Annotated in this window: 15 protein-coding genes; 6 read left to right on the forward strand and 9 right to left on the reverse strand. The window is 38.8% G+C overall.

Going from position 1 to position 23,518, the window contains the following annotated elements:
• Nucleotides 1–232: 232 nt before the first annotated feature.
• Complete coding sequence (locus AAEY68_RS01650; protein ID WP_024590673.1) at nucleotides 233–949, reverse strand: SIMPL domain-containing protein; 717 nt, start codon at nucleotides 947–949, stop codon at nucleotides 233–235.
• Between the two features lie 114 nt (nucleotides 950–1,063).
• Here AAEY68_RS01650 and AAEY68_RS01655 point away from each other — a divergent pair, with 114 nt between their 5' ends.
• Nucleotides 1,064–3,733 (forward strand): bifunctional acetate--CoA ligase family protein/GNAT family N-acetyltransferase, encoded by a 2,670-nt coding sequence (locus tag AAEY68_RS01655; RefSeq protein ID WP_010553300.1) that lies wholly within the window; start codon nucleotides 1,064–1,066, stop codon nucleotides 3,731–3,733.
• Complete coding sequence (locus AAEY68_RS01660) at nucleotides 3,733–4,686, forward strand: ion transporter (protein WP_024592831.1); 954 nt, start codon at nucleotides 3,733–3,735, stop codon at nucleotides 4,684–4,686. Before AAEY68_RS01655 ends, AAEY68_RS01660 begins: the two co-directional genes overlap by 1 nt.
• 16 nt (nucleotides 4,687–4,702) lie before the next feature.
• Here the strand turns inward: AAEY68_RS01660 and AAEY68_RS01665 are convergent, their stop codons facing one another.
• The 3 genes from AAEY68_RS01665 to AAEY68_RS01675 are packed head-to-tail and all read right to left on the reverse strand — an operon-like array spanning nucleotide 4,703 to nucleotide 9,850.
• Entirely contained in the window at nucleotides 4,703–9,205 is a 4,503-nt protein-coding gene (locus tag AAEY68_RS01665) for an EAL domain-containing protein (RefSeq protein WP_024592830.1), read from the reverse strand.
• Between the two features lie 25 nt (nucleotides 9,206–9,230).
• The gene (locus AAEY68_RS01670) at nucleotides 9,231–9,632 is read right to left on the reverse strand and encodes a GNAT family N-acetyltransferase (RefSeq protein WP_024592829.1); all 402 of its coding nucleotides are present in this window, start codon (nucleotides 9,630–9,632) and stop codon (nucleotides 9,231–9,233) included.
• Between the two features lie 14 nt (nucleotides 9,633–9,646).
• Nucleotides 9,647–9,850, reverse strand: coding sequence for a DUF3283 family protein (locus tag AAEY68_RS01675; protein WP_002962585.1), 204 nt, complete (start codon nucleotides 9,848–9,850; stop codon nucleotides 9,647–9,649).
• Between the two features lie 118 nt (nucleotides 9,851–9,968).
• Between AAEY68_RS01675 and AAEY68_RS01680 the strand changes: the two genes are divergently transcribed.
• Nucleotides 9,969–10,667, forward strand: a complete 699-nt coding sequence (locus tag AAEY68_RS01680; protein ID WP_007586939.1) for a substrate-binding periplasmic protein — start codon at nucleotides 9,969–9,971, stop codon at nucleotides 10,665–10,667.
• Here the strand turns inward: AAEY68_RS01680 and AAEY68_RS01685 are convergent.
• The gene (locus AAEY68_RS01685) at nucleotides 10,664–10,909 is read right to left on the reverse strand and encodes a DUF1289 domain-containing protein (RefSeq protein ID WP_007586940.1); all 246 of its coding nucleotides are present in this window, start codon (nucleotides 10,907–10,909) and stop codon (nucleotides 10,664–10,666) included. The genes AAEY68_RS01680 and AAEY68_RS01685 overlap by 4 nt on opposite strands.
• Nucleotides 10,910–11,014: 105 nt before the next feature.
• Nucleotides 11,015–12,148: a 1-acyl-sn-glycerol-3-phosphate acyltransferase gene (locus AAEY68_RS01690; RefSeq protein ID WP_024590668.1), complete on the reverse strand. Its 1,134-nt coding sequence runs from the start codon at nucleotides 12,146–12,148 to the stop codon at nucleotides 11,015–11,017.
• Nucleotides 12,149–12,534: 386 nt separating this feature from the next.
• Between AAEY68_RS01690 and AAEY68_RS01695 the strand changes: the two genes are divergently transcribed.
• The gene (locus AAEY68_RS01695) at nucleotides 12,535–13,479 is read left to right on the forward strand and encodes a D-2-hydroxyacid dehydrogenase (RefSeq protein WP_007586942.1); all 945 of its coding nucleotides are present in this window, start codon (nucleotides 12,535–12,537) and stop codon (nucleotides 13,477–13,479) included.
• 185 nt (nucleotides 13,480–13,664) lie between these two features.
• The gene (locus AAEY68_RS01700) at nucleotides 13,665–14,045 is read left to right on the forward strand and encodes a DUF3192 domain-containing protein (RefSeq protein WP_024590666.1); all 381 of its coding nucleotides are present in this window, start codon (nucleotides 13,665–13,667) and stop codon (nucleotides 14,043–14,045) included.
• 66 nt (nucleotides 14,046–14,111) lie between these two features.
• Here AAEY68_RS01700 and AAEY68_RS01705 read toward each other — a convergent pair whose 3' ends face one another.
• The 3 genes from AAEY68_RS01705 to AAEY68_RS01715 are packed head-to-tail and all read right to left on the reverse strand — an operon-like array spanning nucleotide 14,112 to nucleotide 20,253.
• The gene (locus tag AAEY68_RS01705; RefSeq protein WP_007581985.1) at nucleotides 14,112–15,011 is read right to left on the reverse strand and encodes a diguanylate cyclase; all 900 of its coding nucleotides are present in this window, start codon (nucleotides 15,009–15,011) and stop codon (nucleotides 14,112–14,114) included.
• Nucleotides 14,995–18,804, reverse strand: a complete 3,810-nt coding sequence (locus tag AAEY68_RS01710) for a PAS domain-containing hybrid sensor histidine kinase/response regulator (protein WP_350585399.1) — start codon at nucleotides 18,802–18,804, stop codon at nucleotides 14,995–14,997. The genes AAEY68_RS01705 and AAEY68_RS01710 overlap by 17 nt, the downstream gene beginning before the upstream one ends.
• A 51-nt stretch (nucleotides 18,805–18,855) precedes the next feature.
• A complete protein-coding gene (locus AAEY68_RS01715) occupies nucleotides 18,856–20,253 on the reverse strand; it encodes a PhoH family protein (RefSeq protein ID WP_024592828.1) in 1,398 nt (465 codons plus the stop codon).
• A 305-nt stretch (nucleotides 20,254–20,558) separates the two neighbouring features.
• Between AAEY68_RS01715 and rapA the strand changes: the two genes are divergently transcribed.
• The gene (rapA, locus tag AAEY68_RS01720; RefSeq protein ID WP_350585400.1) at nucleotides 20,559–23,453 is read left to right on the forward strand and encodes an RNA polymerase-associated protein RapA; all 2,895 of its coding nucleotides are present in this window, start codon (nucleotides 20,559–20,561) and stop codon (nucleotides 23,451–23,453) included.
• Nucleotides 23,454–23,518 lie beyond the last annotated feature (65 nt).

Consider the following 23,518-nt stretch of genomic DNA (forward strand, 5'->3'; position numbering starts at 1 on the left):
ATTCCCCATAAATAGGCGATAACGTGGAATAAATGCCAAACATGCGCTGCCCGAAGGGTTCTGCCTAGGGGCAATTTACTCTTTGTTGCCTACATGGATGTAGGTAAGGGGCGTGAGCAGGACGCGGAAGCTTTGCTCGGTTTTTACTTAGCCCGCTAGGTTACAAACCTCACGCCGCGATTAAATCGGCCCCTAGATTGAACAAATTTTAATCCTGAAAGGTCAACAGGCCCTAGTCATTTAAATAATATTCAACACTGGTTACCACTCTTATATTTTTTATTTGCGGTGTGTTTGAATCTCGATTACTGATACTAAATTGCCCTTGGCGAGCTGTTTTTATTTTGCCTAATTTTGAATTAGAGTCTTTAGCAAATTTATTAGCGACTTCACGCGCTTTTTCAGTTGCTTCTTGCACCATCGCAGGTTTTACATCATTGAGGCCTGTAAAAATGTATTCAACTTTTGTTTCGTAGCTGTCCTGCACTATTGCGATATCTTGTTTAGCAAGCTGGCTCACTTTGCTCAGCGCGTTTTGCACTTTATCTGGCGCATCAGAATAAACAATAATATTTGAACGCACTATGTATCTAAATTGCTGATTTTCATTACTGTATTCACGTGCTTGCTTATCAATAACTGACTGGCTGCCTATTGTTATTTCATCGTCGTCAAAACCATGCAGTTTTAAGAAAGCAGTTACAGCATCATTTTTTTTCTCAACTCGGCTTACTAATTTTTCAAGATTATTGTCGGCATCACTAAATTGCAGAGGCCAAATTACCGTATCGGCTATAACTTCTCGCTCGGCCAATCCCTTAACCTGCACAGTACGTTCCATCTCTTTTACACTGAGAGCTGTGCTCTTTAAAATAAACCCTAAACTAATTAAGCCTATACTTAAACAAATAGCCGCTATAACAATGTAAAAACCGGGGGTTTTATTCACAATAATCTCCTTGATTGATATCAATAATAAGCATCTAGACGCTCGAAATAACACAGTAAACAGGGTACATTGAGACTATAAATAACGCAAAATTTAATCAGCCTAGGAAAAACCATGAGCCTTAAGCGCATTACCCAGTTTTTTAACCCAAGCTCAGTGGCCGTTATTGGTGCCTCTAATATATCAACTCGTGCTGGTTTTGTGGTTATGCGCAACTTACTTCAAGGCGGTTTTAAAGGGCCGATAATGCCCGTTACTCCAAGCCATAGCGCAGTACATGGCGTACTTGCTTACCCCTCTATTGCTGACTTACCAAAAGTACCTGACCTTGCTGTTATTTGTACTAACAAAAATACCTTAATTGATATTATTGAGCAGCTTGGAGAGCTTGGCTGTAAAACGGCTATTGTTATTGCAGATGGGCTTTCTGGGGAGCAAAAAAGCGCGCTTAAAGCATGCGCTCAAGCCAAACAGGTTACTTTGCTTGGACCCAATTGTTTGGGCTTGCTGATCCCTCATATTGGTTTAAATGCGAGCTTTTCACATACAGTGGCAAGCCCAGGTAAAATTGCATTTGTATCGCAATCAGCAGCAGTATGCTCAACCATTTTAGATTGGGCTAAAAACAAAGAAATTGGCTTTTCATATTTTGTATCGGTAGGTGATTGCCTTGATATAAACTTTAATGAACTACTCGACTTTTTAGGTCGTGATGCTAAAACCAAAGCTATTTTACTCTACATTGACAACATTGAAGATATTCGTGGCTTTATATCAGCAGCAAGAGCTGCGGCCTTTAGTAAACCTGTAATTGCAATTAAAACAGGTAAAACAAGTGCAGGCGCACTTGCAGCCGAGATTCACACCGGCGGAAAGCAAAGCTCTGATGCTGTTTACGATGCGTTATTTCAACGAGCGGGTATGCTGCGCGTAAATGATTTACGAGAGCTATTTGCAGCGACACAAACACTCGCCATGCATCCAAAATTATTAAAAGTAGAGCAACTAACAATTTTAACTAATGGTGGCGGCCCGGGTGTTATGGCCGTTGATGAGCTAATTCAAAGCTCCGGTAAATTAGCCGAGTTGAGCGCTGAAACCCGAAATGCGCTAAATAAAGTAATTCCGCAATCAGAAACCACCTCAAACCCTGTGGATATTTTTGGCGACTCAGCACCTGCGCGTTATAAGCAAGCATTAGAAATTTTACTGCACGCAAAAGAAGTTAAAAACTTACTGATTATCCATACTCCCTCAGCGCTTGCGCCCAGCGAAGACTACGCCAACATTATTGTAGAAACCTTACAAACATTACCCAAAATGGCACGCCCTTACGTTATAACTAATTTTATGGGTGAAGACGCATCTTACGCCGCCAGAAAAGTGTGCTCAAACAACGCAATACCAACTTATAGAACACCAGAGGGTGCTGTTGGCGCGTTTATGCACTTGGTAACGTATCGCCGTAACCAAAAGCATTTAACGCAAACACCTGAGTCGAATACAGATGACGCAAAAATAAATAAAGTAGCAGCTAAAGCGCTTATTAATGAGTTTTTAGATGACGGACAAAGCTACTTACCTACCCATCAGGCAAGCCAAGTATTAAATCACTATGGTATTACATGCATTCAAACTGAGGTGGCTTACACCCCAACAGAAGCCAGAGAGCAAGCCATAGAACTTGGTTTTCCGGTCGCGTTAAAACTTATTAGCCCAAGCATTGCTTCAAAGTCTGAAGTAGGTGGTGTGGTGCTTAACTTAAACGATGCCAACGAGGTTGAACAAACCGCTTTTGCAATGCTTATCCGTATTAAAAACACTTATCCGGATGCTGTTATTGAAGGGTTTTCATTACAAAAAATGGCGCCGCGAGCAGGCGCAAATGAGCTGCGAATTGCGATTAAAACCGAGCCTAATTTTGGTCCTGTTATATTATTAGGTGAAGCAGGAACCGGCCTTGAATATGCGCAAGCCGCTGTTGCTCTGCCTCCACTAAATATGAATTTAGCAAAGTATTTAATTGCCGCAGCGCACGATAAAGGCGTACTAAAGGAGCGCATATTACCCGAAAAAGTTGATAAGTATCGTTTATGTGCACTGCTAACGCGTATTTCTCAGTTAGTTATTGATCAACCTGACATAAGCTCAATGGAACTTAATCCTATACTTGCCAGTAATGGACAGTTTTTAGTGCTCGATGCCACCATGACACTTAGCCGTTATCAAACTCAGAGCAATCGTAAGCGCTTATCTATTCGTCCCTACCCTATTGAACTTGTTGAAGTGGTAACACTTAAAAACAACACCCAAGCTACGCTCAGACCAATAAAGCCAGAAGATGAACAAGCTCATAAAGCATTTGACGAGTCACTTAATAAAGAAGACAGATATAAACGCTTTTTTGGCGAACTACCACAATTTAACCACGATCAACTCGCGAAAATGACGCAAATTGATTACGACCGTGAAATGGCGTTTATTGTTTGCCAACGCTTTGAAGGTAAAACTCGCACATTAGGTGTGTCTCGCGTCATTATGGACCCCGATAACCTGCATGCTGAGTTTGCCATTGTAGTACGCTCAGATTGCCAAGGTTTAGGGCTTGGTCGCATACTAATGAGTGCAGCAATTAACCACTGTAAACGTCAAGGTGTGGAATCGATTGAAGGCATAACCTTACCAGAGAATACAGGGATGATTGAGCTTGCCCGTAAGTTAGGTTTTAAAATTAGTCGCGACTTTGAAGAAGGCAGTATTAATATGGTACTTAAACTTAAATAATGAATGAACCACACACTTTAAGACAAAAAATGGCTTGCCTGTTTGAAGGCACAGGCCAGTACCATCGAGCGGGACATATTCTTGATATTGCACTCATTAGCTTAATAATGATCAACGTTGTAGCCATTGTTATTGAATCAATTCCAAGTGTGGCAGAGCAGTACTACAACGAATTCTTAGTTTTAGAAATTGTCTCGGTCACTATTTTTGCTATTGAGTACTTAGCCAGACTTTGGGCTTGCGTAGATAAAACACAATATGCAGCAATGGAAGGGTCTCATACCAAACGTCGGCTTAGCTATTTTTTCTCCCCTTTAGCAATTGTTGATTTAATTGCGATTTTACCAAGCTTAATGATGTTTTTATTTCCTCTCGATTTACGTTTTTTACGCGTGCTCCGACTATTAAGGGTATTTAAACTCACTCGCTACTCACGCGCCATGCAGCTACTTTTAAAAGCCTTTAACGATGAAGGTAGTTCATTAATGGCTGCTTTTTTTATTATGGCCGTCGTGCTTATTTTAGCTTCATGCGGAATTTACTTAATTGAGCACGACATACAACCCGATAAATTTGGCTCTATTCCTGCGGCTATGTGGTGGGCAATGGCAACATTAACAACCGTTGGTTATGGCGATGTAGTACCTATAACGCCATTGGGTAAGTTTTTCGGCGGGGTTATCACACTACTGAGCATGGGAATGGTTGCGATACCTACCGGTTTACTGGCCTCTAGTTTTTCAGAACAAATACGTAAACGCCGCCAATTTTTTGAAGATGCCGTACATGAACAAATTCAAGATGGCACTCTTAATAATACTCAACAAGAACACCTAGAAGAACTACGCTATAAATTAGGCTTGAGTAAACTAGAAGCTAATAAGGCCATTAAAACGCAGTTGAACGAGCATAATAGCCATTTGTTTTGCAGGCACTGCGGTAAAAGGCCTTAAATAAGTACTGCTATTATTAATTAAATATATCACTCCAATTGCGATTAATAAGCGGGAGTACTTCGGTATTAGGTACCGGTTTACTAAATAAGTACCCTTGAAAATGCATGCATCCTCGCGCCTTTAAAAAGGCGAGTTGGTGCGAGCTTTCTACGCCTTCAGCTACACATTCTTTACCTAAACTATCTGCAAGCGCGAGTATTGATTGAATAATAGCTTCATCGTCAGAATCTATGCCTATGTCTTGTACAAAGCTTCTATCTATTTTTAATACATCAATAGGAAAACGCTTTAAATAAGTAAGCGATGCGTAACCCGTACCAAAATCATCCATGTACAATCTACAGCCCAACTTTTTAAGTTGTTCCATGCTGTGTAGCGCTTCTTTTGAATCACGCATTAATATTGATTCGGTTATTTCAAAAACAATTGCCTCAGACGACACTCCTGAATTACTTAACGCTTTTTTAATTTCAGGAACAAGATCTTTAAACTCAAAATCAAGAGCCGATAAATTAATAGATAAATACAGGCTAGGAGAGGCTTTTCGCCACTCTTTTAGCTCTAATAAAGCGCGCGCAAAAGTCTGCAGCATAATTTTTGTAATTAGGCCTATACCTTCTGCTGCCACCGAAAACTCTTGAGTTTGCACAAGCTTATTTTCAGGCCAACGCAGCAGTACTTCAAAGCCTTCTGTTTTTTGACTTTCAGCGTTAATGATAGGCTGGTAGTAATTACAAAATTCTTCTTCTTGATACGCTTTAGTTAGCTGAGACTCAAGATGCAGCGCTCTTTGAACATGCTGATTCATCTCTTGCTTATAAAACTGATAACGCCCCTCTAAAGAGTCTTTTGCATGATATAACGCTATACTCGCAGCTTTTAAAAGCGCAGAGCCTTGCTGTGCATCATCTGGTGATATAGACACACCAATACTTAAATTAACGTTTACAACTTGGCCATTAATCGTAATATTTTGATTCACACAATCCATCAACTTAGTGCATATAATGAGTACTTGTTCGATTTGCTGAATATCTTCCACCAGTACTACAAATTCATCGCCACCAAATCGAGCAACACTATCAGATGGACGCAAGGAGCATTTTAAACGCTCAGCAACTTCTTTAATTAGCTCATCAGCAACTGCATGCCCCAAAGAGTCATTAAAGTATTTAAAACGCTTAATATTTATATGTAATAAAGCAACTTTACATTCGTGCAATTTTGCTTGCTCAAGGGCGTGTTCAACGCGGTCATTAAATAACGTACGATTTGGCAACCCTGTTAAGGCATCGTAGTTGGCCAATAAGTGCAGCTCGTTTTCGGCTGATTTTTGTGCGTTTATATCGGTTAAAATAATGACATAACTATTAAGGCGCTGTTCGTTATCGGCCACTGCACTTATTTTCACAAGTACATGACGCGACTCACCACTTGCTAAAACTACACTGTCTTCACACGAAAAGTGTTCTCCAATAGATAGCTTTTGCATTATGCGTAAATAATCAAAACGATTGCTGCGCGATATACCTAAATTTAATGCTCGACTAGATAACGACTCAGCAGAGAAGTTAAAGGCAGTTTGCAGTGATTTATTAGAAGCCCGAATATTTAAATTTTTATCGAGAATAAACACCCAATCACGTGTTTGCTCAAATGCTGCTGTAAATAGTAAAGCGTGTTCTTCAAACACCATCTCACGGGTCATATTTGTGTAGGTACCCGCTACTTTTTGTGGCGTTTTATCATCCCACTCAACGACTTTTCCAAAATCCTTATACCAGCGCCAATAGCCTTTTGCATGGCGCAGGCGGTAGGTGCAATTAAAGTAACCTTTATCGGTAGATAAAAACTCAAGCCACTCTAAGCGAAATAGCTGTTTGTCTTGCGGATGAATTTTAGATAAATATTCATCAAGGCTCACGGTTTCATTTTCGTAGCCTAACTCACTCGCTAAGCGAGGTTGATAAATACTTGGATTGCTTGATTCCCAATCCCAAACACCCGATTCGCTACCTTCAAGCGCTAGCTTTAGACGGGCTTCGCTTTCTTTACTTTCTTTATTTGCTGCCAATAAAATACGCTGAATTTTATTACGGCGCATAACCCACATAGCAACAAAGCCAATAAACAGCATGCCGTAAAGCACCATAAAATAAGGTGCACGCCAAAGCGGATACTTTACTTTTATTTTTAAAATAGCAGGCGAGGTATATTCGCCAGTCAGGGGGTCTTTAGCCCAAACTTTTAATTGATAATTACCTGGATTCAATTTTGGAAACAATACACGGTTGTTATTTCGGGTATAACTTTTTTGTCCGTTATCGAGTTGATACTCATAAATGATGCGTTCTTGATTACTAAATGCCATGGCCGAAAATGCAACTTCAAGCCCTATATCATCATGGTTTAACACAACCTCGTTGAGCGGTTGTTTTAAATCAAGCGATAAATCTCGTGACATTAAATCAACTCGCGTAATATTTACGTGATCAATAAGCGACTGATAGTTTTGGTTTTCCATTGGATGAAAATAAGTAAAACCTTTTAAGCTACCATACGCAATATGGCCATCTTTGAGCTGTGCCATGGCGTTGCTATTAAACTCAGCAGAGAGTAGCCCTTCTGATATAGAAAATTGCTGAAAATGAAGTGTTTCTGGGTTTAATCGCCAAATGCCTTTATGGCTACTCATCCAGATCATGCCATCATCATCTAGCACCATATCGTATAGCAGAGTGCCTAATTTATTCCTTTCTAAATCAATTGTATGGACTAATTGATAGGTAGATGCGTCAAGGCCTATTAAGCCGAAATTAGAAAGTGATATCCACAATATATTGTTGTTATCTATTAAGTAAGAAAGCACACTAATGGCTACGTTTTCATGCTGTTTTGGCACTTTATAAATCATTTTAAGTGCTAAATCACTTGGGTTTACTTGGTATAAAATACCGGCATTAAAAAATAATGGTGAATCTGGTTTATTGCTCAGCGCAGGTAAAAAGCCATGAGCTAAAAATGGTTCAAACTGATCAAACTGGCCACCCAAACGCGTTATTACTTGAGAATCTATATTGTATATAAATACCCCATGATCTGAGTGTACAAAGTATAGATCGCCATTTGGCATTAGTGTTACGCCATGCACCCTACCGGTAATTAACTCCTGATTAGCAGGGTTATGCACTTTAGGTTCGCTAACTTGATGCGTTACAGGGTCAAAAATAAACAAACCACGGTTCGTATAAAGCCATAAATTATTTTTATAAGGCGTTATTTCATATACGGTAAACTCAGTGGTGAGTAAGTCGACTTTGTAATCTTTTAAATAAGCTTTACCAATATTTGTTTTTAAATCAACCTCGGTAATACCGTTATGCGTTGCAAGCCAAAGCTTGTCTTTATATTCGGTAATCCCCCAGATAGAGTGATGCGATAAACCATCCCCCCCGAGCAAAGTGCCATCGACATTATTAAAATGATAGCTGTCATGAGATAAATAAAACGCACCATCAGTCTTAGTCGCAACCCACGTACCACCCGATTTATCTTTTGCCATATCAATAATACTGGTATCGGCAAGTGTGTACTTACTTTGGGCTATTCGAGTGTTTTTAATCATCTCCCCGGTGTTTAAATCAAATTTAAACAAGCCTTTGTCGGTAGCTAAATCTATTGTTCCGTGTTCGTTTACTATGCTCCAAACATTTAGGTCACTTAGTAATACTTTACTTTTAAAAGGTAAATCTGGGCGTTCAAACATTTTTGATAAATTACTAATATCAACTTCGTATAAGCCTTGTACCGCCCCGACTAATAGTTGTTTATTTTCACCTAATGCGAAAGACTTAACATTATTTTGGTAAATATGTTCAGCTTCACCTTTTAAATGCTGCAGGGGTCTAACTTGCTCTGTGGCAATATCAAATACGTATGCGCCATGGCTTGTACCTATAAATATATAACCATTGTAAGCAAACAGCTTTCTCACAAGAGTATTTTTATATTTAGCAGGCAGCTCAAAAATAGTTGTTATTTTTCCGGTTGCGATATCAAGCTTTGCAAAATCGCGGCCTCGGCCAATCCAAAGTGTTTTTTTATCAACGGCCACCATACTAAACACAGACTGATTGATAATCTCTTCTTCACTGGTAGGTTTTTCTAGGAATTGCTGATATGAATCTGTTACGGGGTCGTATCTAAATAGGCCTGCAAGTAAAGAGGCTATCCAAATGTGCCCTTGAGGGTCTTGGTAAATACGATCAATGATCGCTTCTTCTAATTCACCATTAGGGCCGTTTATTGGAATAACTTGATAGCCATCATAACGATTAAGCCCAGCCTCAGTAGAAAGCCAAAGGTAACCATTAGTGTCGATAAGCATTGTATTAACGTAGCTTTGCGATAAGCCTTCGCTTGGAGATAAACGTTTTACTTGTGCGCCTACTTGGCAACTTAGGATAGTTATTAAAACTACAAAGCAACTAATGATCCCATTAACGCATTTACTCATGCTTATTCCATATTATTATTTATTATTATGGGTACTCTAGAGCGACTATATTTCGATGTTTGTAAGTATCAAAAAGTACTTGTAAAGCAAGAGTATATGTTAACACCTGGTTAAAACCAATAGCACAATATAAATCAACTACGTTTTTATATGCGAAGGTATTAATCATCTTATCTTGCGACTTTAAGAGTGTTGATAATAGCTGTTTAGCAACACCTTTACCGCGATGTTCCAGCGCAACAAACACGGTAGATAAAAATAAAAACTCTGTTTTATCTTGCAGCCTACATGCTGCAACTATTTCATTATTATAGTAAGTAACCCATACCTTATCTTGTTTATTAGCCCGCCCTCTTACATTATGTTTTTTATAAAATTTATTAACGAGTGGAACTTTTAGCCCATCCAGCAACTCAACTGTATACATTTTTATATCAACACTTAGCTAAGCATTAGCGCTAAATATTGCTCAAATTTTTGCTTCAAAACCATTTGTTCAGCCATTGGACGGCTATGGATTGTATTATAAACTTGCTCTCTCGTTTTTTTATTTCGCTTAATTTGATACGCCCAAAAAGACGCTTCATAATCTAACTGAATTTGGTATTTTTCTTCACGTGGCAATAGGCATAAATTAAAACTCACAATACTTCCTCATTCGCTTTTAAAATTATTTGATTAACCCCGAAACTGGGCAAGAGGTAATCTCCTTGTTATTATACGCGTCTTATTTTATTTATTTCTGTAGTAATTGGAACTGATAATGAATAGACATTTTAGTATCTTGTTATTATTGGTAAATTTATTTTTTAGTGCCTCTTGTTTTAGTCATCAATACAACCTCACTTTTAATCGTCCGCAAAGTACACCACAAGCTGATTATGCCTTAGAGTTATTAAAGTTAGCATACGCAGATATCGGTTTTAAAATACATATAATCGATTTTAGCCACCAAAATGCTTTGCTAGCTGCAAATAATGGCGTACTTGATGGGCAGTTAGGAAGAGATGCAAGCGTTGAAGAAAATTACGAAAACTTAATTAGGGTCGATTATGAGCTCTTTAAGTTTGACTTAGTATTATATAAAAACTGTTTACCTAGCAGTTTAGAACAGCTCGATAGCGTCGCAATTGTTGATGGCTACCCTGTCCAAGAGCATTATTTAGCAAGCACACAGTTTGCAGGGAATATTATTAAAGTTAAAAGCATGAATACCCAACTTAATTTGCTTGCTCAGAAAAAAGTACAGGGAGCTTTAATGATTAATTTTATAATGCAAAACAATGAGCTACCTTCACCTCAAGGTTGCTTTGTAAAAGAAGTGCTGAATACTTATCCGCTTTACCATTATTTAAATAAGCGTAATGAAAACTTGGTAGAAAAGCTTAAAATGTCATTAATTAACTTAACTAACAATGGCACTGTGTACGCACTAAGAGCCAAGTATGGATTAAGCTTTTAAAAGTCGAACCCTTGCTGCTGCGCCTGTGTGCTTGGCACTGCATTTTGCTGCTTTTTTTGAAGATAACGTTTGTAGCGCTGCTGGCACAAACTAAGCACCTTCTTTTTTTGGTCGTTGGTTAAGGTATTCCACGAAAAGCGTTCATCCCGACTACGATAACACCCTTTGCAATACCCTCTGTTATTAACTAAGCAAATACTCTTGCAAGGACTTGGAATATCAAATATTTCAATTTGTTGCATGCATAAGTACCGCCCAGTTGAAGAGGAAGTATTAGTATAGCGTTATTTTTGAGCAAAAAAAAAGCAGCAATTTAATTGCTGCTTAATTTCATTGAGCTGTGAGTATTAATGTTCACAGCTATTAGTATTTATCTCTGTTTTACGGTGAAATGGCTTAGCGTACATAGCTAGCACTAATGGTTTTAACTCTTCAGGTACACAGGCTAAACGTTGTTCAAATGTCGCTGTATCAGGAGAGTCTATTACCGCATCTTTACAACCACCAGCGATGTAATTGCCTGGGTGTAAATAAAACGAATCAACAATTTGCCTATCAATTGTTTTAGCAAGCTCTTCAGCACTATCACATTTAGATTCAATTGGTTGCCCAAATGCTAAATGCACGTGCCCTTTAGCAGTACTAAAGCCTTCAACAATGCTCGCAATATCTTCACCAGCCGATTTAACGTACTCACCATGATGTTGCTTGTGGTAAAGCTCTTTGGCTTTAGCAATTGCACACGGCTCATATTGATAAGAAATAGAAACAGGCACTATTTTTAACTCTTTAATATAATCGCCAAACTCTTTCTTTTGTTTACGCCCATTTAATTGCAGCATTTTTAAAAGCGCAGGATCAGTTTGATCAAAACCGTCTTTTGCACGCCCTTCTTTTTGCGCAATCCAAATAGAATTTCCACCGACCACAGAATCGTAAATGTATGACGATAATTGAGTCAGTGCTTTTAACATCTCTTTTGGTGCTTTAGCAGAGCGCTTAACTATAAAGCTTTTATTTAGACGCATAAGCTCAGTAATGTAAGGTATTTGCAATAAATTATCGCCAATAGCAATACGCACTGTTTTCATTTTATGTTGGTATAAACCCCAGTTAACTAATGCAGGATCAAGCACTATGTCTCTGTGGTTTGAAATAAATAAATAGGCCTGGTTAGCATCTAACTGTTCTAACCCAGAAAAGGTAACTTTTGATGTGGTGCGCTTCACTAGTTTATCTAAGTATTGTGCCACTTCATTTTGCACATCTTCAACGGTGCTTACTTTGCCCCATTTTTTGCGTAACTGACTTCTTACCATTGGACGCGCAATAAAAGGCACTGCCGATAAAAAGCGCGGTAAATTATACTTTGCTATTACATCAATAAACGCATCATCGTTAATTAAACGTGTAAGCGACGCCGCAACTTCGTCGTCGTTGTATGGGCGTATATCTGCGTATTTATCTTCTAATTCACTCATTACTACATCTACAATGTTAAAAAACGGTACGCCAAAGCGCACCGTTTATGTCTATATCCGATTATAACTCAGCCAATCTAAAATGCGAAATAACCAAAAAAGCGATTTTATTTTTAGCAACTTGCTTTAAAGCCGAGTTTAATTACCTTCTATGACCATGAGCTTGCTCAAAAGTGCAAAAATCTGATCAGTCTAGCAAAATACCATGTTCTCAATCTGCTAGTGGGCAGACCACTAATACAAAGCCCTCTAATCATTTGGTAGTAATACCATTAACAAAGCCTTTCTTTCGTAGTACCTTAAGCTCGTATTTTAGATTTTTGATGGATCGTAGGCATCTTTTTACGATTTTAACTCTTTCAGATCCACTTATTTTAGGGCTCATAATGAACATTACTATTCTTGATAACGCAACGTTAGCTAAAACGTCTCTTACTGGTATTGAACAACTTGGTAAATTAACGACTTATGAACTTACTAGCCCAGAGCAAGTTATTGAACATTGCCAAGGTGCTGATGTATTAATCACTAATAAAGCCGTTTTAAATCGCGACACGATTAGCAAACTTACGCAGCTTAAATTAATTTGTGTAAGTGCAACTGGTACTAATAATGTTGATTTAGAAGCCGCTAAAGAATTTGGTATTGCCGTAACTAATGTAGCTGGCTATTCAACACCTTCTGTTGTTCAACATACGTTTTCTTTAATTACTAACTTACTGGGTAACACACACCGCTATCAGGCGGATTGCCAGCAAGGCGCGTGGCAAAAAAGTGAAATGTTTTGCATACTCGATTACAGCTTTAACGACTTACAAGGTAAAACATTTGCCATTATAGGCGGTGGTACGCTAGGTAAAGGCGTTGCTAAAGTGGCTGAGGCATTTGGCGCAAATGTTATTGTTGCAGAGCGCAAAGGTGTTAAATGTCGCGACGGTCGTACGCCTTTTGAAGACGTCATTAAAACAGCCGATATAATCAGCGTACACTGTCCGCTAACAGATGAAACACGTGATTTAATTGCACTTAATGAGCTTAAAATGATGAAGCCAAGCGCTATAATTATTAATACAGCACGTGGTGGAATTATTAACGAATCCGATTTAGCAACAGCGCTTGAGCAAAATCTAATTGCTGGAGCCGGTGTTGATGTACTAACTAAAGAACCAGCTGAGCTTTCAAACCCACTTGCTAATTACAAAGGTAATAACCTTTTACTTACTCCACATATAGCATGGGCAAGTACTGAATCTATTGTGCGTTTAATTAATGAAGTAAGTTTAAATATTGCTGCATTTAATAAAGGCGAATCACGCAACCGCTTGGTGTAGTGATTTTATTGTAGTAATCAAATAAGCTAAAAAATGGCTGTTTTTACTAATACATTTAGTATTTTATTAGATAAAAACAGCTTTACTAACTTAACAAACTGATTAATAACAACTTATAAATATGGTCTACTCTTTGCTTTAATACAGCTAATAACCAATTAAAAATCTTATTAAGGTAAATAAAAATGAAAAAATCACTTTTAGCAGCCGCTTTAATCGCTCCATTTTTAACAGGCTGTGTTATTGCCGTATCAGATGGTGAAGCTGAGACTCATTGGGCTGGTAAGAATTCATCTAGCTGGCAAGCACAACATAAAAATAATCGTGAAGCTATATCAGAGCTAAAAATGGATAGCAGTTACCAATCTGTTTTGACGCAATTAAAAACGCCTAATTTCACAGAGCTATTAAAAAAAGATGACGATGTATACCAAGTACTTTTTTATGTAACTCATAGCAAGCATTCAGATTCTAAAACAACGAAAGATGAATGTACGCCACTTGTATTTAAAAATGATAAGTTAGTGGGCATTGGTGAAACCGCTTTAGGTATGATCACGCAGTAACCAATAAAAAATGTTTGATACAAAAACGCCAATATATGAATATTGGCGTTTTTGTATATTAAGTTTTTAGAGTGCAACTATTCTATCTCGCCCTGCATCTTTAGCGGCATATAGGCCTAAATCGGCCTCTTCTAATAACGCTTGCTCAGCATACACTTTACCACTTTGAGTGGTAGCGATACCTATACTAATAGTGATGTGGTCTGCATTTAATGAGCCTTTATGTTCTATATTCAAAGCATTTACAGCATTGCGTAATTTGTTAGCAAACTCCATAGCTTCATGCCTATTCATTCCAGGTAATACAGCTGCAAATTCTTCACCACCATAACGAGCTATAAAGTCACTACCACGTTCACATTGAGCTGCGAGTGCTTGTGCAACATCCTTTAAACATTCATCGCCAGCACGATGTCCGTAGCAATCGTTGTAACGCTTAAAGTGGTCTATATCCATAAGTAACACCGATAGCGGGGTTCCACTGCGTTTACTTCGGCGCCATTCACGAGCTAAGTTTTCGTCTAGGTAGCGTCTATTTGGGATTTCAGTTAAGCCGTCGATTGAGGCTAACATCTCTAGCAGATCATTTTTTTGCTTTATAAGTAATTGGTTACGAACCCTAACACGCACAATAGAAGGGCTAAATGGCTTGGTGATATAATCCATAGCACCGAGCTCTAGGCCCTTAGCTTCGTCGTCATGGCTACGATTAGCTGATATAAATATAACGGGGATCGATTGAGTTATCGGATTTTCTTTAAGTTGCACAAGCACTTCATAGCCGTCAATTCCTGGCATAATCACATCAAGGATAATTAAATCAACTTGCGCAGTTTTTACAAAGGTCAGTGCTTTTTCACCACTTTCAACTAAGAATACGTCGTGTTCTACTTTAAGTGTTTTTTCAAGTACTAATCTGTTGATTGGATCATCATCTACAATAAGTACTTTAGCTCTTTTCGACATCCCTAGCCCCTACCCCTTTTATAAAAACAATTACCTGTTCTAACTGCATAATAAGCTCTTTCAGTGTTATTTCAACAGGCTTGTTAGTTGTTTTAAGTGTTCTTTCACACAATAAAGCACAGTGAGACAATCGTCTAAAACCTAAATTACCTGCTACACCTTTTATACTATGCACTAAGCGTACCAAATCATCCTTATTGGTTGTTTCTTCTATTTGCAATAGCTGGGTTTCGCATAAATTAGCAAATTTACCAATCATTGTATTGAGGAGCTTTTCATCCATACTAAACTGCGTTAATGCGAATGATTTTTCAAAAAAGCTTGGTTTAACTAAGTTTAAATCGGCAATTGCATCAATAAGTACCTTAGCAACAACTGGTTTAGTTAAATGCTTATTCATACCGCACTTTAAAGAACGTTCAATATCAGCGGGTTCACAATGAGCCGTTAAAGCAAAAATAGGCAGTTGCTTTGCGTCAAACTGTTGACGAATTAAAGCCGTAGCTTGGCAGCCATCTATTTGCGGCATTTGCACATCCATCAATATTAAGTCAGGCTTTAAAACTTGCAATAATTCCATGCCGATAGATGCGCTTAAAGCGGTAACAACACTTACGTTTGCTTGGCGTAATACACTGCTAATTATTTCTAAATTAAGTTGATTATCATCAATGGCTAATACAAGTAGACCCGATATATCAACTTTAGTTTCAGCAATATTATATATTACGGCATTGGTACTAGCTGTAGGCTGTTGCTGAGAGTTCAAGCTAAATAGCCTTTGTCCCAATGCCGATGCTTTAACGTGATGCGCAGCTAAATGCTCACTTGTTGGTAAATTAAGTGTGTGCTGATGATTAATAATAATTACCGATGTTTCTTTAGCTGATAACGAATCATTAATTGCTTCAACATTTAAAAGTGCAGGTAAATCGGCCGCATCGATTATTATTTGCTGAGTATTAGAGAGCTTAATTGGGTATTTGAGTACTTCATCTAAATTAATATTAGCAAGCTCTGTATAAGCATTTGTTACTTGCTTAAGCTCTTTACTTTGATCCGATAAAATAGCCAATGTATTAGTCGGTAACATTGTATTTTTAGTGGTATCAACCAAAAAGCTAACGCTGAAGTAAAACTCACAGCCATGGCCTTTTTTACTCTTTAAAGCAATCTCCCCTCCCATTAATGACACCGCATGTTTAACAATCGCTAAACCTAACCCAACACCATGATGTATACGTGTTGAAGACTCATCACCTTGCGTAAAGGCGTCAAATAAACGCCTTTGATCGGCTTCATCTATGCCCATACCGGTATCAATTACTTTAAAGCAAATATGCTGTTGCTCTAGGCTATCGCTTTCAATAAGTTCCATTTTTAAAGTGATAGAACCTGTTTTTGTAAACTTAACAGCATTTGTTAATAAATTACCTAATATTTGCTGTAAGCGAATGCTGTCGCATATCAAATCAGGCGCTATTAACGGGTCAATATCAATAACAAATTCAATACCTTTTCCTTCGCACAATGGAGCCGTTAAACTTTCACAAATATCCACCAGCTCAACCATACTAAAAGATGCTTGTTTTAAATCGGTTTGCGAACTTTCTATGCGTGCAAAATCAAGCATTCTATTGAGCATTAGCAACAAGCTTTGTGCTGCATGCTTAGCTTGATCCGTTTGTTGTAATTGCTTTTGCGTTAATCCTTGCTCAATAAGCATATCGAGCAGCCCTAAAACAGCGTTAAGAGGAGTGCGTATTTCATGACTTAAATTGGCTATAAAGCGACTTTTAGCAAGGGTTGCTCGTTCGGCATCTAGTTTTGATTTAGTTAATGCGCTCACATCCTGAATGTGAATAACATAATAAGCTGGGTCGCGGTTTTCATCCCATACAAGCGATACACTCAGTTGCAACCAACTTGTTAAGCGCCCTTGAGCAAGCGTTAAGTGGTATACGCGTTTTTTGTCATCTAGCAATTGCGCTAAAGTGCTTTTTATTTGCTGCCATTGAGTATCGTCAAACAATGCTTTTAACTGCTCACCAACCAGTACTGGCTGTTCAAAAAACTGCTTTCTTGCCGCTTTATTTACTTGTAATATTGTGTGCTCAAGCGAGAGTAAAACCACACAGTTAGCCGCAAATTCAATCGCACTTCTAAATTTAGATTCTGATGCTTTTAAGGCCAATAATGCTTGTTGCTGTTCGGTAATATCGCGACCAATACCCATAGTCCCCAACAGATGTTGGTGCTCGTTATAAAAAGGTGCAATAGTAAGTTGATACGTTTTTTTATCGGTTTCTATTCGCTGTTCAACACTGTTTCTATTTTGTAATACTTGTTTTTCAAGCGCATTTATTTGTTGATCGTTATCACCTAAATCATCTACATATTTACCGACTAATGCAGTTTGATCTTTACCGATGTACGCCTCAAATGCTTTATTGCATCCTAAGAATGATCCATCAATATTTTTAAAATAAATAAGATCTGGCACACTGTTTAGCATAGTGTTGAGCAAAGCCAAGTGGCGCTCTTTTGCTTCGTAACTGCGGCTTAGTTTTTCTGATTGCAACTGAACCTGGTCGTCCAGAGCTTTATTTGCACTTTGTAATGAATCAACTAACTGTTTGTTTTTAGTAAATACACGCTTCACTTTAGAAAACCAAGGCTGCCAGCTCAGCGGTACTTTATAATCGAGCTGCACTTCTTGCTGTGTACCGTTACTCTCTAGGTACGACATTAAGTGAGTCATTGGCTTAATAAAAATGCGCTGACTTAACCAAAAAAACACACCAAACATAATACTTAAAAATAGCGTTAAAAATGCAAACTCTAATAGTATTTCATACTTAATTGGGCTTATTAATTGAGGTTTGTGCTCGTAAAATGCTGCGTGAATAGGTAACTCATCCATAGGCTGCATAAAGTAATTACTATCACTAGTTAATACTGTTTTTTTACTATGGTGCTGGGCCAAATCAGGCCAATAATTTTTTAATGCTGTTGCTTGCTCTATTAACTGTTTAGAGCTGGCGATAACTTGATGTGATTGGTTCATAAAAACATATTCACCACTGTTCGGTGAAACCTTTTTTAACCACCCAGAAATTGCCTGAACATCATAAATCAAAATAATGTAATCGGCTGAGCCAGTGCTTCGTTGTCGGCCAATAGCAAAATACGATTTATCATTCACTTTAACAATGGGACTTGAAGTAAGTTTGTTTGGTGAAAATTTTGGCTTGAATTTTCCATTTAGAATTTCAGTAAGCATTAAACTTTGGCTTTTGTTGCGCCTGCTTACATAAGCAAAACCATTATTATCAACATACGCTACACCCGATAACGACTGCATTAATGCAAGCGTTGTATTAAACGAAGGCCCTAATGTAATAGCCTGCTGCCACTGCATTAATGCCTTAGCAGATAACGCAAACTCCCCCTTACCTACAATTTCAGTGCCTTGCTCACTAAAGTGACGGTAATAGTAACCATCATATTGATTTATGCCCTCGAGTAAGCTTTGGTTTATTTTTGGATAGGTCGTTTGTTCGTATAAGCTAAACATGGTGGTGAGTAGATTACTCACCGACTCCATCCCGTGAGTAACCTGTGCTGAAACATTCGTAAAATCGGCTTCGCGTTTTTCAACCGTCCGCTCAAGCTTTATATTATATAAGTGCAAGCACAGTAAAAAAGCGACAATCAATGGCACTAAAAGCGCAATAAATAATGAACGATAATAATGCTTCAGAGGTAAAAAATTCAATGTACTGCCTGCCATTTGGCTCGAAAATCAATCGATAGACTATCGAGCCAATTTGTTAAGCGCAAGTTATAAATTTTCTTCTGCAAATGACGCTAAGCGACTACGTACAACACCGTTGAGGTTTATAGTTGCGCTGCCTTCAAAGTTTTTAAAGCGCTCTACTATATACGTTAAGCCCGATGTTACTGGCGTTAAATAGTTACTATCAATTTGCGCCAAGTTACCCGTACAAATTAATTTAGTACCTTCGCCGCAGCGGGTAATAATCGTTTTAAGTTGAGATGCCGTTAAATTTTGGCTCTCATCTAAAATTACCACCGCATTTTGAATGCTACGCCCACGCATAAAGTTAACCGATTTAAACTGAACATTAGCCTTCTCCATAATGTAGTTTCGGCTTGATATCGGATTTTCGTCGCCTTTGTGCAATACCTCCAGCGTATCGGTAATGGCTGCGAGCCATGGCGCCATTTTTTCCTCTTCGGTGCCTGGTAAAAAGCCAATGGACTCTGCTATTTCTGGCGTATTACGGGTAACTATTACTTTATCGTAAATACCTTTTTCGATGACCATTTCAAGGGCGCTGGCAAGCGCTAACAAGGTTTTACCACACCCCGCAGGGCCGGTTAAAATAACAAGTTCAATACTTGTATCCAGCAGCGCATCAAGCGCCATTCCCTGATAAATATTTTTGGGCTTAACGCCCCATGCTTGTTGATGCATTAAACGCTCAACACCAATATCTTTTAGCGTTATGTGCTCGTCATCGTACGATTTAACACGCGCCGCAAACTGATCCCCTCCATCAAGTAAATATTCATTACAAAATACATCAGGTATTAAGTTTTTAGGCACATGATGAAGCGTATCTCGTCCGTGTTGCTGCGTATTACATTCCCCTACATGGTCCCAAAAATCACCTTCAATTTTTTTATAACCACTAGTGAGTAAGCTGATATCGTCAATAAGTTGATCGGTACGGTAATCCTCAACATATTTAAGCCCTGCGCCTTTGGCCTTTAAACGCATGTTTATGTCTTTTGTTACTAATATAACTTTTGAATCACTGTGCTGCTTTTGTAAATACACGGCGCAATTAATAATACGATGGTCGTTTTCGTTACCCGGCAAACCAGAAATCGAGTCGGCAAATAAATGGTCGTTTACAATAATGAGGGTACCTGCAGAGCTCGCTTTTGCCTTTTTGTTACTCGGCAGCGCCACGCCTTGTAGCATTTGCTCGGACGTTGCATTTTTAAGTACTTCATCTAATCCACGAATAGCGACGCGCGCATCACGGCTTACGTCGTGTTTTCTGTCTTTTATGTGGTCGAGCTCTTCAAGCACCGTCATCGGAATTACAACGTCATGTTCTTGAAAAGACAAATAAGCGAGGGGTTCGTGAAGTAGTACGTTGGTATCTAGCACATACATTTTACTTTCAAGGTTCGAAGCTTTTTCCATAGCACTTTCCTTACGTTTTATGATTTTTATGCTATACCAAAATAACTAAGTAAAACGGGCAAAACTTAAACCTGCAATACTTAATTGCCAAGGCATAATGTAAGTTTAGTCTATTTGGCATAAAAGTCCGTTTTATTACAAACTGTAATTAGTTTTGATTTACCTAAAAAAGAGTCATAAACAAGTTGTTTTAATAGTAATAATTAACACTTACAAAATTAATTAAAAGTGAGCCAAATAGCGCCTTGCAGTGGTGTTAGCTTACAGGTAACATAGCCGCCTTTTTCATCATAGACGAGACATACATGAATTTTTCCTTAGGTCAGCGTTGGATCAGTGATACAGAGTCAGATTTAGGATTAGGCACAGTTGTTGCCATTGAAGGCCGTCAGGTCAGCATATTATTTCCTGCCAGTGGTGAGAGCCGTGTTTATTCTTCGGCAGAAGCACCTGTTACCCGTGTGGCATTTAATCCTGGCGATGTGATCAAAAGCGTTGAAGAATGGGAATTAGAAGTAGAGTCTATTGAAGTACAAGGCGAGTTACTGTGTTATCACGGCAGCCGTGTTGATAACGGCGAAACTGCCAAGCTTAAAGAAACCTTTTTAGATCATTTTATTAAGTTTAATAAACCACAAGATCGTTTATTTGCGGGCCAAGTCGATCGTTTTGATCGCTATACACTTCGCTACCAAACGTGGTTACATAAATTTGAACGTGAACAATCGCCTATTAAAGGCTTAATTGGTCAACGTGCTAATCTTATTCCTCACCAGCTTTACATTGCCCAAGAAGTGGGCAAACGTTTTGCACCACGCGTACTTTTATCAGATGAAGTAGGCCTTGGTAAAACAATTGAAGCGGGCATGATACTACATCAACAAATTATTAGTGGTCGTGCGAGCCGCGTACTTATTGTTGTACCAGAAAATCTACAGCACCAATGGTTAGTAGAAATGCTACGCCGCTTTAACTTACATTTTTCTATTTTTGATGAAGAACGCTGCGACGAAGCGTTTGCAGATTCTCCAAACGTGTTTGATACAGAGCAATTGGTACTTACCAGTCTTGAGTTTTTAACCAAGAAAAAACGCTGGTTTGAACAAGCAACGCTTGCTGATTGGGATTTACTAGTTATAGATGAAGCCCATCACCTAAGTATAAATAACGGCAAGCCAAGCTCAGAATACCAACGTATGGCAGAGCTTAGCCAGGATATTCCGGGCCTTATTTTGCTTACCGCAACGCCTGATCAACTTGGTCACAGCAGCCACTTTGCACGTTTACAGTTACTCGATCCTGACCGTTTTTACGACTACGACGTGTTTAAAGAAGAAGAAGCAAATTATAAAGACGTTGCTGAAGCTGCAAATCAATTACTGCAAGAGCAAGGGCTAGACGACACAGCCAAAGCCACGCTAATTGAGCTATTAAAAGAAACCGATATTACTGATATTCTTGAAAAAGCACAGCAAGGTGATTTACCAGCACGTAAAGAAATACTTAACATGCTGCTCGATCGCCACGGCACAGGTCGTATATTATTCAGAAATAGCCGCAGCGGCATTGATGGCTACCCAAGTCGTAAATTACACGCCTACCCAATGGCATTGCCAAAGCAGTATAAAACGGCTATGTCGGTTCTTGGTAACATGGGCGGCATTCAAAACCCTGAACTAAGTGCACACCGTGCTCTTTTTCCTGAAAAAATATTTCAAGAGTTTGAAGGCGAAAGCGCAAGCTGGGGTCTATTCGATCCACGTGTAGATTGGTTAATCGACACTCTTAAAACGCTTAAGCGCGAAAAAGTACTGCTTATATGTGCTAAAGCTGAAACAGCTATCAGCCTTGAGCAAATACTGCGTGAGCGCGAAGCAATTAAAGCATCGGTATTTCACGAAGGTATGTCTATTATTGAGCGTGACCGCGCTGCTGCATTTTTTGCAGACGAGTACGATAATGCACAAATATTATTGTGTTCAGAAATTGGCTCAGAAGGTCGTAACTTCCAGTTCTCGCATCACTTAGTGTTGTTTGATTTACCATTGAACCCAGATTTACTAGAGCAGCGTATTGGTCGATTAGACCGTATAGGTCAAACACAAGATGTGAACATTCATGTGCCATATTTTGAAAACACCGCTCAAGAAGTATTGCTACGTTGGTACAACGAAGGTCTAGACGCATTCGAATCTACCTCGTCAACAGGCCAAATGCTTTATAAAGAGTTCCGTGATGATCTACTTGAATATATTTCTGCGCATAACTGCGATGAAGACGAACTCGATCCATTACTTGAGCAAGTAGCACAGCAAAATGCAGTACTGCGTAAAAAAATGGAAAGCGGACGAGATCGTTTACTAGAGCTACATTCATCGGGTCAAGGTGCTGCAGATTCACTTGTAGCTGAAATCGAAAAACTCGACAATCAGTTTGAATTACCAAGCTACATGATCAACGTGTTCGACACATTTGGCGTAAGCCAAGAAGATAAAGGCGAAAATACCATTATCTTAAAGCCGACTGAACATATGTTAAACCCATCATTCCCATCGCTTAAAGAAGACGGTATGACCGTTACCTTTGATCGCGACACGGCGCTTTCACAAGAAGACGTGCACTTTGTTAGTTGGGATCACCCAATGGTGCAAGGCACCATGGATATGATTTGTGACGACGACTTTGGTAGCGCATCGGTTGCATTGCTTAAAAACAAAAAGTTACCGCCTGGTACCTTTTTTGTTGAGCTTATTTTTGTTGCAGAAGCAATGGCACCAAAAGTATTACAAGTTGGTCGCTTTTTACCGCCTACACCAATTCGTATATTGCTAGATAAAGCAGGTAATAATTTAGGTGAGAATGTGGCATTTGAAGGCTTTAATCAGCAGTTATCAGCCGTTGGCCGCCAAACAGCAAGTAAACTTGCAGGTGCATTGCAAAGTGCTGTTCACCCTATGATTACTACCGCTAAAGATATGGCACAAGAAAAACTTGAAGTTATTCGTGCAGCGTCGCTTGTTAAAATGCAAACGTCACTCAGTGAAGAGCAAGAACGACTTGTTGCCCTTAAGCAAATTAACCCGAATATTCGCCAAGAAGAAATTACCTTCTACGATAAGCAACGCAACGACCTAACTACGTATATTGAAAAAACGCAGTTACAACTTGATGCAATTCGATTAATAGTAGTTTCACACTAGAGATTTTGGCTTTTAACCGCTAGCCTTTTAAGCTGACTCCAAAGTAAATTTGGAGTCAGCTATTA

Origin of the sequence: Pseudoalteromonas sp. RB2-MNA-CIBAN-0110 (assembly GCF_040309305.1) — a bacterium.
GTDB classification, from domain to species: Bacteria; Pseudomonadota; Gammaproteobacteria; order Enterobacterales; family Alteromonadaceae; genus Pseudoalteromonas; species Pseudoalteromonas arctica.